The organism is Mucilaginibacter panaciglaebae, from assembly GCF_039539265.1.
In the GTDB taxonomy this organism is placed as follows: domain Bacteria; phylum Bacteroidota; class Bacteroidia; order Sphingobacteriales; family Sphingobacteriaceae; genus Mucilaginibacter; species Mucilaginibacter panaciglaebae.
The window spans coordinates 376641-389497 of record NZ_BAABCV010000004.1 but is presented as its reverse complement, the minus strand read 5'-3'; the positions used below and the strand labels follow the sequence as shown (position 1 = coordinate 389497).

The window sequence follows — 12857 nt, the reverse complement described above, 5'->3', positions numbered from 1 at the left end:
AACCGTACTTTAACGCTAAGCTACGAAATGTTAGACCCAACGTTAAATGATCATGCAAGATCTTTTCTTCTTTACTTTTGTTCATCGTTTACACTTTTAATTGTAAACCTATTTCAGGACAAGTCAGTCAGGATTTCGGGTGCTTTGGATCAACATTCCGTTTACTCCCCTTCGAGTTGCCGAATTTGTTTCGGCATTCCATCAAAAGGGAGGCATGCTGCTTGGCGTGTAGGTGCTGAAACAGTTCAGCATGAGGTGGTACGACAGCATAACGGGACGCGGGGACCACAGAAAAAACAAAAGGCCCCGATTGTTCGGAGCCTTAGTATAGATTTGTCATTTCTCCCTGGTGTTTGAAATGACGTATTTTTATTGTTTATTCATTTATTGCCTTAACACCCGGCAATACTTTACCTTCCATGTATTCAAGCAGCGCACCGCCACCTGTTGATACATAGCTTACTTGTTTGGTAAGGCCGAATTTAGATACGGCTGCAGCTGAATCGCCACCACCTATCAGCGAGAAAGCACCGTTTTGGGTTGCTTTAACTACTGCGTCGGCAATTGCTTTAGTGCCAACCATAAATTTATCCATCTCGAAAACACCCATCGGGCCGTTCCACAGAATTGTTTTTGATTCTTCGACTACCTTAGTGAAGGCTTCGACAGTTTCAGGACCTATGTCCAGACCCATCCAGTTATCGCGGATCTGACCGGTTTTAGCTATATCAGTATTCGCATTTGGCGAAAAATCATCGGCAATAACGTTATCCAAAGGCAACATCAGGTTAACGCCTTTGTCTTTTGCTTTTTGAATCAGGCTCAGTGCCAGTTCCTGTTTATCCAGTTCAACCAACGAGGTACCAATGTTGCCGCCGTTTGCTTTAGCAAAGGTGTAAGCCATACCGCCACCAATGATCAGGTTATCAACTTTATCTAATAATTTCTCGATCAGTTCAATTTTATCAGACACCTTTGAACCACCCATAATAGCGGTGAAAGGTTTCTCGGCGTCGTTTAATATTTTTTCGGCGTTAGCTAACTCGCTGGCCATAACATAACCAAAGAATTTGGCGTCAGGGAAAAATTGTGCAACGATAGAAGTAGAAGCGTGTGCACGGTGAGCAGTACCAAACGCGTCGTTTACATAAACATCACCTAGCGAAGCCAATTTTTTTGCAAATTCAATGTCACCTTTTTCTTCTTCTTTGTAGAAACGCAGGTTTTCTAACAATAAAACCTCGCCGCTTGACAATGCTTTGGCTTTCTCAACCGCCTGCCCGCCAATACAGTCATCTGCAAACTCAACATGCTGGCCCAACAGATCAGACAAATAAGGGATTACGTGTTTTAACGAATCTTTCTCGTTAGGGCCATTTTTTGGCCGGCCCAGGTGCGACATCAGGATCACTGCGCCACCATCAGTTAATATTTTTTTGATGGTTGGGATAGCCGCTGTTAAACGGTTATCGTCAGTAACCCGGTTGTTCTCATCCAACGGGACGTTAAAGTCAACGCGGATAAGCGCCTTTTTTCCGGTAAATTTAATTTGATCTATAGTTTTCATGCTTTCTGTCTCGCTTAAAGTCCGCCAAAATCGCCATTTAATTCTAAATTCCGAACCGAAAATTAAAAAAAGACACTTTAAGCAAGTTAGCTCTTACTGTAACTTATTGAATCTTAGCATACATAGCATAATGCGGGCCAATACCCGGAATATCAAACTCGGGCGATACAATATCAAAACCGATATCCTGGTAAAATTTCAAAGCTTTTTTGCGGGCATTGCACCATGCATAATTAGCCCGCTGTTCGCGCAGATATACGAGCCCGAAGTTGAGCAGCCTGGTGCCTATACCCTCCCCTCTGTATTTCTCGGAGGTGGCCATACCGCGTATCTGGTAGCCGTTGCCCTTATACTGCCCGTAACTTTGCGGGTGAAAGGATGCAATGCTGGCTAGCTCGCCTTTTATAAAATAGCCTAAGTGAAAATTGCCATCTAACTTGTCTGTGGGAAAACGGCATTCATTTGGTGTCAGCTTTCCATCGCGTAATACAGTATTTCTTAGTGGTAACAACTCTTCTACGGAGATAAATTTAATCATGCAAGTAAATGTATTTTTTCAATAAGGTCGGCCAAACGGCTCGAGTAACCCATTTCGTTATCATACCAACCAACTACTTTAACCAGGCCACCTACTATCGAAGTTAACCGGGCATCAAATACGCAGCTATGGGTATTACCTACAATGTCGGCCGATACAATTGGGTCGTCGGTATATTCTAATATGTTTTTCATGTCGCCCTGCGCAGCTTGTTTAAACGCAAGGTTAATATCTTGTACAGTTGGCTGCGACCTCAGGATACACGTAAAATCTGTAAGTGAGCCATTAAGTACCGGTACGCGTATGCCTGCTCCGCCCAACTTACCTTCCAGATGCGGGAATATTGAAGTAATAGCCTTAGCCGCGCCGGTTGTTGTGGGAATGATAGACGCCGATGCGGCACGTGCCCTGCGCAGATCGTTATGCGGTGTGTCATGCAGGCTTTGGTCGCCGGTCATGGAGTGTACGGTGGTAATGTAGCCGTCAATAATACCCCAGTTGCCATCCAGTATTTTAACCATTGCAGCAACGTTATTAGTAGTACATGAAGCATTGGAGAGGATGTTTGATCGCAGGTCAATCTTATCGTCATTAACACCCAATACAACCGTTGGGATATCCTTATCTGGCGATGGCGCCGATATGACCACTTTTTTTGCGCCTGCGGCCAGATGCATTTCTGCGCCCCGGCGCGAGGTAAATTTACCCGTCGATTCGATGACCAGATCTATATCCAGATCCTTCCAGGGAAGCCTGGACGGATCGCGCTCTGTTAATATTTTGATTTTATTGTTATTAACGATAAGGTGCCGGTCGTCAAAAGATACAGTGCCGGTAAACCCACGATGTACAGAATCGTATTTAAACAGATGGGCCAATGTCGCGGTATCGGTAAGGTCATTAATTGCCACAACCTCAATACCCGGCCTGGTTAAGATACACCGCAAAAAAATACGGCCAATCCTGCCAAACCCATTTATCGCAATTTTCATAGTAATATGTGGTAGATAACGCAAAACTAACCAAAACAGTTTATTTACGCCGAAAAATAGCGCACAAACAAATATTTATATTAGGTTTTGCTAATACGGGTCAGATAAAGAGATTACGCAAGGCTACGGTTTCACGTTCTTTTGACCTTAGCATAAAAGTTAAGCCCCAGTTAAATACGATCGAAATAATGAAGATGATAGTAATTAAAGTAAAGTTACCCAGATAACCCAATAAAAGTGCCAGCCCTATACAAACCAGGTTAAATACCGAAAGGATGATTGTAGTTTGAAAATGCGTATAGCCCAATCTTAAAATGCGATGATGTATATGATTGCGATCGGCAGTAAACGGCGATATACCATTCAAGATACGGACAAAGAAAATGCGGATAGTATCAAAAACCGGTACGATTAATATAGCAACCGCTAATGCCGGGCCAGCGCTAATTTGAGGCACACCAAGAGTGTTAAACTTGGTTAACTCAATGAACCTGATAGCCATTACCGCCGATATTAAACCGATAAATAATGAGCCTGTATCGCCCATAAATATTTTTGCCGGCGTCAGGTTATAACGCAAAAATCCTAAAATGGAGCCCACCAAAATTAATGAAACTATAGCAACCTCATATTGATGAATATAGAAAAACAGGCCGGCAAAAGCCAGATTGGATAAAATACCGGATATGCCTGCAAGGCCGTCAATACCGTCAATCAAATTAAAGGCATTAATTATCATGATGATAGCTACTACCGATAACGCCGAACCCATTACAACCGGCAATTCATAAATACCAAGTACGCCGTACATGCTGGTTAACCTGATATTACCCGGTATAACCAAAATAGAGGCTACCACAAACTGAACCATGAATTTGGTGCTTGAATTAACGCCCGAAAGGTCGTCTTTAAGGCCCATTATAAATAAAATGACGCTTGCAGTAAGTAAATAGCCAACCGGAAAACTTTTGTCAATTATTGTATATATCAGCGCGGTAACGCAATAGCTTACAAAGATGGCCACCCCACCCAGGCGCGGTATACCATGATCATGCTGTTTTCTGAAATGGCCTATATCATCATAGAGATGACGAAGACGGGCTACGTGAAGGATAGAAGGTATAGATAAAACAGAAATTAACGCGGTAAAGCAAACTACACACAAATAATAAACTATTTGGTGGTGAGTGACAAACTCAGACATATAATTTTTGGGGAAAAACATTTATCAACAGCCAAAATCAATACAAGTATAAAATTATAATTAACAAGTTTCCAACATGTTAACAATAATCTTTTCATTTTTATATATACTGAAAAATTTTTCTCAGTGGTTTAAAAATTATACATATAAGCGGTAATGACACCCCATTTTTCCCCATTGCTTTAAAATCATTTTTCCAGGCAAGCAGGCGATTGCGATAATTTTTATTACTTACTCCACCTGTAACCATATTAACCATCACTTTATTCAGATAACCAGCATTTAACCTGTTCAAATGCAAAAACCGAAGCATTAATTCATAGTCGGCGGCGGTGCCATATCCCACTTCATAATTACCCAGCGTTTCAAAAATAGCGCGCCTGCAATAAAATGTCGGGTGCGGGGGCATCCATCCCCAATTAAACATCCCGTATCGGTAACTACCTGATTGCCATCTGCGCAATACCTTGCCGTCAGGTTTCAGATAATTTAGATTTCCGTAAATGATATCGCTGCTGGTTTCATTAAAAATATTTGCCGTGCTGTTTAAAATGTCATCAGCCGCGAAAAAGTCGTCTGCGTTCAGAACACCGATCACGTCGCCGGTAGCCAGACAGATGCCCTTGTTCATAGCGTCGTAAATGCCGGTGTCGGGTTCTGACACCAAATGGCTGACGGTGAAAGAATACTGGCTTATTATTCGTAAAGTGTCATCGGTAGATGCTCCATCAATCACAATATATTCGAGGTTGCTGTAATTTTGTGCAACAACAGATTCGATACAGCGGCCAATAGTATTTTGGGCATTACGAGTTACTGTGATCAACGAAATTTTTAAATGCTGCACCTGTGAAAAAATACGCTAAGTTATAATGACAAAATTGTAGTTTTGATAATTGCCTGATAATAGGCACGCTAAGCCGATCTAATTAAACTATGCGCCGTTTACTCATATTATGGTTTGCCTCAGTCCTTTTAGCATCATGTTCAAACAAACAAGATCAATATCTTTTTGAGCGAAAGGAAGCCGCGGCGGATATCAAACCCGCTGACACTATTGCAAATATAACCAATTATCACATTCGTCCTCAGGACATTCTGCAGATAACCAATGTACAAAACAACAGAAGCATCATTGATCAGCAAGCCGGCGCAGGTAGCGCGCAGGCGGGGCAGTCACTGCAAACTACCGGCGAAAATGGGAATAACAATTACACTGTTGATGACGATGGCACGATAGGGCTGCCTGCATTGGGCCGTATACAAATTGCCGGATTGACGCGCACTGAAGCCAGAAAGCGGATAGAAGACCTGTATGGTAAAGAGTTGAAACACCCATTATTAGAGGTAAAGATTGTTAACCTGAAGGTTACTGTGGCCGGCGAGGTAAAAAGCCCCGGTAATGTGCCTCTTGTTAAAGACCGCACTACTTTAATTGAAGTTATAGGCGAAGCAGGCGGCCTTACCGAAAAGGCTAATGAAAAAATGGTTAAAATTATTCGCACCAATCAACACGCTAAGGTTGATAAGTTGGATCTGAGTAATATCAATACCTTGTCAGACTCACGCATTTTTGTTCAAAACGATGATATAATTTACGTTTTACAAAACAAAAAAGCCGTGCGTAATAACAACCTGCAAAACCTGTCATTGGTAATTCAACCTTTTTTACTGCTGGTTAATACGGCCTTAATAATTTACACGTTTGCACGCAGATAATGGAAGGACTTGAAAAATCAAAACCAAAACTACCTAATCAGGAGTTTGACTATTATAAAATAGCCAGGATCCTTTTAAGCCGTTGGTATTGGATAGCCGGTTCAGTTATAGTTTGCGTGCTTGCCTCTAATGTTTATTTGTGGTATACGCCCAAAATTTACTCCACTTCGGCAATTATGAAGTTTGAGGAGAAAAAATCAGAGATTGGGGATTTGGTGGGTATTTCGAGCGCGGCAGACAGAGCCGGCAGTATTTCACGAATACCCAGCGAGACCATAGTAATAACAAGCACGCCTTTGCTGCTTAACGCCGTGAGACAACTTGATTACCGCATTAGCTTTTATGTAGTTGGCCGCGTTTTAAACCGTACTTCAGAGCTATATCCAAACAAACCGATCGATGTAACTATTCTTAAGCTTGACAGCGCTGATTTTTACCGCGACCTTATTACGTTTAAACCGGTCAATAAAAGCTCATTCAGGATATCTTACGTCGAAGGCGGCAAAGAGGTACAGAATGTATGTACTTACGATAGTCCATTTACAGTGGGTTCAACAGCCTTCAGTATAAAGTATCCGGGCGAATTACCTAAAACTGCACTGATATTATTTAAGCTGAATGCTCCTGAAGACCTGGTAGCGCGTATAAGAGCAGGTTTGCAGACCAACGAGGTCGCAAAAAATTCAAATATGATGAATTTACGCGAAACCGATATGAACCCCCAGTTTGCGGCCGATGCTTTAAATGCTGTAATGAAAGAGTATTTGAGGTATGATCGGGACCAAAGATCAAAATCAGCCTCGCAAATGATCAAATTTATTGACAGTCAGCTGGAGATATTGTCGAACGATGTAAAAGGCTCAGAAAACTCTATCAAAGAATTTAAACAAAACAACAAGCTAATTGACGTTAACTCGGCTTCTGAGCAGGTTATCTCTAAAGCAAAAGACATTGAGTCGCAAATTAATTTATTAAAGATTGACCTGTTATCCATTAATCAGCTTAAACAAGATATTGTTAAAGGCAAGGATAACGTAAACTTAAATCTGGTTATTGGTTCTGGTACGGTAGACAGCCAGCTGGGCGCAGTTGTACAGAGCCTGAACAGTCTGTTAACTTCAAAAAGTATTTATTTAAAAACTTACAATAACGGCTCTCAGGTAATACAAGATATCGACCGGCAAATATTGCAGGAAAAAAACAATGCACTGAACAGTATTACTTTATCAGAACAGCTTATTCAAAACAAGATCAAGTTTTTACTGGATCAGCTTAGCGCCGTAAACAATAAAATTGTCCAAATGCCCGGTGCCGAGCGCGACCTGGTTAGCTTAAAAAGAGATTTCGATGTTAATGATAAAGTTTATTCCTTTTTATCTGAAAAGAAAATAGACCAGGAGATTTACCGTGCAGGTATATTGCCGGGTGCTACCATAGTTGACCAGGCGCGGCCAAATTTCGGCCCTATATCGCCTGATGAGCACGGCACGCACCAAAAGGCAATATTATTGGGTTTGGCTATTGGCTTGGGCGCTCTTGTGTTGATTAGGGTTTTAAATCCTTACATATATGACAAGGATACAGTTGAAGGCCTGACCACGGTACCTATTATAGGGGTAATACGAAAATACCCGGACGAGATAGATGAATTCAGCACACAGATCTTAGCTATAAGCAAGCCCAAATCGTTATTTGCCGAATCAGTAAGATCTGTTCGTACTAACTTAAATTTCCTGGCATCTGAGAAGAAAAGCAAGGTTATTTGTATTACATCAGAAGTTGCCGGTGAAGGAAAATCATTTGTGGCGGTCAACCTGTCAAGTACACTATCGCTTATTGATAAAAAGGTAATACTGATAGCGGCCGATTTAAGGCGTTCTAAACTGCATAAAACCTTCCACGTCCCTAATGACCTGGGGCTAAGCAGCTACCTTTCTAATCAATGTACGCTTGATGATATTATTAACCATGCCAACCAAATTACGCTTGACTTTATTGTATCAGGTCCTGTTCCGCCTAACCCTTCAGAGCTGCTGCATTCTGTGCGCATGAAAGATCTGATCACTGAGCTCTCAAATAGATATGATGTCATTATGATTGATACGGCTCCTATTGGGTTGGTATCAGACGCTATACCTTTAATCAGGATGAGTGATATTAATCTTTTTGTAATTCGGTCAGGCAAATCAAAATTCTATGCCGCAACGGTACCTCAGCGTATCGAGCAGGAATATAACTTAAATAATACCGTAATTGTGCTCAATGCTTTTGCCCAGGATTTACTACATTCAAGATATTACACCACTAAAGCAGCGGGCGACAGCTACGGAAAATACTATTATTATTCTGACTATGCGGGTTACGAAAGCTCTGGCTATTATGTAGATACTGATGAAGATATTAAATGGTGGCAGATTTGGCGCCGGTTTAAAAAATAAGCTTGTCATAAATATATGATCTTGACAAAAAATACAGTTGCCTGTAACTGGTATCCGGTTTATACACAGCCCCGGGCCGAAAAAAAAGCTTGTCAAGCATTAATGAGTAAAGGTATAACCGCTTATCTGCCCTTACAAAGACAGCTCAAACAATGGAGCGACAGGAAAAAGTGGGTTGAAGAACCGCTGATCAAGTCTTATATATTTGTGTATGTAGACGGGCAGCAGCGCGCCGATGTGCTAATGACTAAAGGCGTGTCGCGCTTTATTTATTTTTCGGGTAAAATTGCCACTATACCCCATCAGCATATAGAAGATCTAAAACTGCTTTTAGCCAGCCCCTACGAGTTATCAGTTACTGAAGAGAACCTTCAGGCCGGCGAAAAGGTATTGATAAAAGCCGGGCCGCTTAAGGGCATGACAGGCGAAATTATTTTATATCGCTCGCAGAAACAATTGGCTTTAAAACTCGAAAACCTGGGCTACTCAATCATCGTAAATATAGCAGCCGAATTAATTGAAAGATTTTAACTATAATAGTTAAGCTAATCAGCCCGTATTAAATATTCAAACTTATAAGTCAAAACCATGTGACTTACGCGGCGAAGCTATAAACAGACGCTACCTATCTATCTTAATCAATGTGCAGAATTGCCGGAATAATTTCAAAAATATATACCCCCGAAGAGCTAAGGCATAAAGTAGCGCTAATGTGCAATGTGCTGAAGCATGGCGGACCCGATGACGGTGGCTTTTATTCGGCAGATGAGGGTAGCCTGGTATTTGGGCATCGACGGCTGTCAATTATTGACCTGACACCAAATGGGCACCAGCCCATGGCCGACGTCGCGCATAAAGCCTGGATTACCTTTAATGGCGAAATTTATAACTATCCCGAGCTCAAAAAACAGCTGATAAAGTTGGGGGCTATTTTTCATTCAGGCACCGATACCGAAGTTATCATTCAGGCTTATCTGCATTGGGGCCTCGAAGCTTTCAGTAAACTGCGGGGCATGTTCGCTTTTGCTTTGTATGACAGACTGAAAGCGCGTACTTACCTGGTACGAGATAGCGCAGGTATCAAACCACTTTACTATCACATTATCGGCGGACAGTTGATTTTTGCTTCAGAGATTAAGGCGATCAAAGAATCAGGTATGCAGGTACATGAAAACCCGGAATGGCCGGTTAAATTTTTGGCCTACGGGCATATACCTGAGCCGTATACTACCCTGAAAGATGTCTACAGCCTCCCAAAGGGCACCTTGTTGTGCTGGAACCATCAAGCCGGCACAGCACAGATAACACCGTATACACGATCAATTACAGATAAGTGGGTCACTAATATTGAAGAAGCGCATTATAACATCAAACAAGCACTTACAGCAGCTGTCAAGCGCCAGCTGATAGCCGATGCAGATATCGGGGTATTTTTAAGTGGCGGCATAGATTCAAGCCTGCTTACCCTGCTGGCCGCCCGCGAGAAAAAACAAGGGTTAAAAACAGTGTCCATCTTTTTTGATGAAAGCGCTTATGACGAAAGCGCATATCAACAACAAATATTCGGTAAAATAGGCGGCGAAAAGTTTACTCATCTGGTAAAACAGCAGGACTTTGATACTTTCTTTCCTGATGTGCTTAACGCTATGGATATGCCTACTACCGACGGTGTTAACAGCTGGTTTATCAGCAAATACGCACGACAGGATGGCTTAAAAGCCGTGTTATCAGGCATAGGGGCCGATGAACTTTTTGGCGGCTATCCTTCATTTGATCGTATAGCTCATATCAAAACCCTGCGTAGCCTGCCCAAAGCGTTAATTAAAACGTTGGCCAGGCTAACTGATGACAAATACCGGCGGCTGTTGTTTCTGACCATTGACCACCCGTTGGCCGATTACCTTTTCCTGCGCGGATTATTTGCACCACCTAAAATTGCCGAGCTACTGAACTGCGATGAAACACAGGTTTGCCAGACGCTATTTTCAAATAAAAGCCCGGTTAGTTTTACCGACTATACAGCTGAAACAGCTTCAATGCTCGAAACCAACTTGTACATGCAGAACCAGCTGCTACGCGATACAGATGTAATGAGCATGAGCCATGGCCTCGAAGTACGTGTACCTTTTCTGGACGAAGATTTTCAAAAAACGACAAACAGCATACCGCCACAAATTAGATTAATTAAAAAGCAACATAAAAAGATTTTAATTGATACCTTTAATGATATTTTGCCTAAAGCCGTGTGGGACAGGCCCAAAATGGGGTTTAGTTTCCCTTTGCAAAAATGGATGAGTAATCATCCCGCTATTGCCGATCAAAGCTTTTACAAAAACCGGGCAGCTCAAGGTGTTATCACAAATTTCAGAAACAACAAACTACATTGGTCAAAGGCCTTTGCATTGTACCAATTACAACGCCATGTATAAACGTATAGTACTGCTTACGTTACAAACTTTTAGCACTACCGGCGGCATTCAGAAAATGACGCGCACGCTTGCACACTCATTAAAAACCGTGGCCGCACAGCATAACTGGGATTTCAAATTATGGTCTGTATATGATAAGGACGAAGATTTGATGCCTCAATACTTATCACCAAACAGTTTTAAGGGTTTTAATGCAAAACGCAGTTCTTTTGTAGTCAAAGCAGCTAAACTCGCCCAATCGTCTGATGTTATTATCATCAGCCACATTAATATGGCTGTTATAGGGTTGTTTGCCAAAATCATTAACCCTAAATGCCAGGTTTGGCTTATTGCCCACGGTATTGAAGTTTGGCGCCCCCTGTCGTCTGCAAGAAAATTGTTTCTTAAAAAATGCGATAAGATCATTTGTGTCAGCAATTTTACACGAGGCGAAGTGATAAGGTTGCATAAAGCGAATGCCGATAAATGCCTCGTACTGAATAATACTATCGACTCGTTTATGATACCCCCTGTCAGTTTTATCAAACCGAAGCATCTGCAGGAAAAATATCACCTTACAGACGATAACCTGGTGCTTTTTACGCTTGCCAGGCTTGCGGCAACCGAGCAATATAAAGGCTACGAACAAGTCATTAAAGTATTAAATAAACTAAGGCATAGCATCCCCAATATTAAATATGTTTTATCAGGACAATATGACGACGCTGAAGAAGCGCGCATTAAACAACTTGTAAAGGCGTGTCGTGTCGAGGATATAGTAATTCTGACCGGCTTTGTCGACGAGCGGGAACTGGCCGATCATTTTGTACTGGCTGATCTGTTTGTACTACCAAGTAAAAAAGAAGGTTTCGGCATAGTGTTTATTGAAGCCATGTCGTGCGGACTACCGGTTATATGCGGCAATGTTGATGGTAGTATGGATGCTATACGTAATGGCGAATTAGGCAAAGCGGTTAATCCCGACGATCTGGAAGAATTACAAAACGCCATTGAGACTTATTTAAAAACGCCGCTGACTGTTAAAGACAGGCAACACTTGCAGCAACTATGCCTGCAATACTTTAACCAGGATAATTATACTAACAAACTGCAACAATTATTAATGCATGAACCAGTCAGTTGACGAACATTGGGATATTGAGATTACTGCCGAAACCAAATTACTCAGTTTAAAACTAAAGGATGTTTGGCAATACCGCGACCTATTGATGTTATTGGTACGCCGCGACTTTGTGGCATTTTACAAGCAGACCATCCTGGGCCCGGTTTGGTTCTTTATTCAGCCTATAATAACTACCATAACTTATACGCTGGTTTTTAGTCACTTGGCCGGTATACCTACGGATGACGTACCCGCGCCGCTATTTTATCTGGCCGGCATTACCCTATGGAACTATTTTGCCGACTGCCTGACTAAAACGTCAACAGTTTTCAAAGATAATGCATCTATATTCGGTAAAGTTTATTTCCCGCGGTTAATAATGCCTTTAAGTATTGTACTGTCCAACCTGATAAGGTTTGCCGTACAATTTATACTGTTTATTTTAGTTTTGGTATACCTTGATGTTAAGGGCCTTTCTATAATGCCCAATGCCACTGTGCTTTTGTTCCCGGTATTAATATTATTGGTTGCTGCGCAGGGCCTGGGCATGGGCATGATCATATCGGCGGTTACAACCAAGTATCGCGACCTGGCTTTTGTGGTGAGCTTTGGTGTGCCTTTACTAATGTATGCTACCCCGGTTATCTATCCGCTTTCTATAGCCCTGACCAAATATCCCAAATATGCCGGTATTATTAAGTACAACCCTATCACCGGCATTATCGAAACTTTCAGGTACGGTTTTTTGGGTAAGGGTACCTTTAGCTGGGAGCTTTTGGGTTACAGCGCCGGTATTACTTTGGTGATTTTTTTGCTGGGCACTATTATCTTTAACAAAGTCGAAAAAAACTTTATCGACACTGTATAA

Annotated in this window: 11 protein-coding genes; 6 read left to right on the top strand and 5 right to left on the bottom strand. The window is 41.9% G+C overall.

The window, feature by feature from the left end:
• Positions 1 to 376: 376 nt before the first annotated feature.
• The 5 genes from ABD772_RS07775 to ABD772_RS07755 all read right to left on the bottom strand — a co-directional run bounded on the left by ABD772_RS07775 (position 377) and on the right by ABD772_RS07755 (position 5127).
• Positions 377 to 1567 (bottom strand): phosphoglycerate kinase, encoded by a 1191-nt coding sequence (locus ABD772_RS07775; protein WP_345102491.1) that lies wholly within the window; start codon positions 1565 to 1567, stop codon positions 377 to 379.
• 103 nt (positions 1568 to 1670) lie between these two features.
• Positions 1671 to 2105: a GNAT family N-acetyltransferase gene (locus tag ABD772_RS07770; protein ID WP_345102488.1), complete on the bottom strand. Its 435-nt coding sequence runs from the start codon at positions 2103 to 2105 to the stop codon at positions 1671 to 1673.
• Positions 2102 to 3097, bottom strand: a complete 996-nt coding sequence (gene gap / locus ABD772_RS07765; protein WP_345102484.1) for a type I glyceraldehyde-3-phosphate dehydrogenase — start codon at positions 3095 to 3097, stop codon at positions 2102 to 2104. The genes ABD772_RS07770 and gap overlap by 4 nt, the downstream gene beginning before the upstream one ends.
• 100 nt (positions 3098 to 3197) lie before the next feature.
• Entirely contained in the window at positions 3198 to 4301 is a 1104-nt protein-coding gene (locus ABD772_RS07760; protein WP_345102480.1) for an MraY family glycosyltransferase, read from the bottom strand.
• Between the two features lie 100 nt (positions 4302 to 4401).
• Positions 4402 to 5127: a glycosyltransferase family 2 protein gene (locus ABD772_RS07755; protein ID WP_345102477.1), complete on the bottom strand. Its 726-nt coding sequence runs from the start codon at positions 5125 to 5127 to the stop codon at positions 4402 to 4404.
• Positions 5128 to 5237: 110 nt separating this feature from the next.
• On the opposite strand from ABD772_RS07755, the gene ABD772_RS07750 reads away from it, so the two are divergent.
• The 6 genes from ABD772_RS07750 (at position 5238) to ABD772_RS07725 (ending at position 12857) form a co-directional block, all read left to right on the top strand.
• The gene (locus ABD772_RS07750; RefSeq protein WP_345102474.1) at positions 5238 to 6020 is read left to right on the top strand and encodes a polysaccharide biosynthesis/export family protein; all 783 of its coding nucleotides are present in this window, start codon (positions 5238 to 5240) and stop codon (positions 6018 to 6020) included.
• The gene (locus ABD772_RS07745) at positions 6020 to 8458 is read left to right on the top strand and encodes a GumC family protein (RefSeq protein WP_345102472.1); all 2439 of its coding nucleotides are present in this window, start codon (positions 6020 to 6022) and stop codon (positions 8456 to 8458) included. The genes ABD772_RS07750 and ABD772_RS07745 overlap by 1 nt, the downstream gene beginning before the upstream one ends.
• A 21-nt stretch (positions 8459 to 8479) precedes the next feature.
• The gene (locus tag ABD772_RS07740; RefSeq protein WP_345102470.1) at positions 8480 to 8989 is read left to right on the top strand and encodes a UpxY family transcription antiterminator; all 510 of its coding nucleotides are present in this window, start codon (positions 8480 to 8482) and stop codon (positions 8987 to 8989) included.
• Between the two features lie 110 nt (positions 8990 to 9099).
• Positions 9100 to 10887 (top strand): asparagine synthase (glutamine-hydrolyzing), encoded by a 1788-nt coding sequence (gene asnB, locus ABD772_RS07735; RefSeq protein WP_345102468.1) that lies wholly within the window; start codon positions 9100 to 9102, stop codon positions 10885 to 10887.
• Complete coding sequence (locus tag ABD772_RS07730; protein WP_345102466.1) at positions 10880 to 12010, top strand: glycosyltransferase family 4 protein; 1131 nt, start codon at positions 10880 to 10882, stop codon at positions 12008 to 12010. Before asnB ends, ABD772_RS07730 begins: the two co-directional genes overlap by 8 nt.
• Positions 11994 to 12857 (top strand): ABC transporter permease, encoded by an 864-nt coding sequence (locus ABD772_RS07725; RefSeq protein WP_345102464.1) that lies wholly within the window; start codon positions 11994 to 11996, stop codon positions 12855 to 12857. Before ABD772_RS07730 ends, ABD772_RS07725 begins: the two co-directional genes overlap by 17 nt.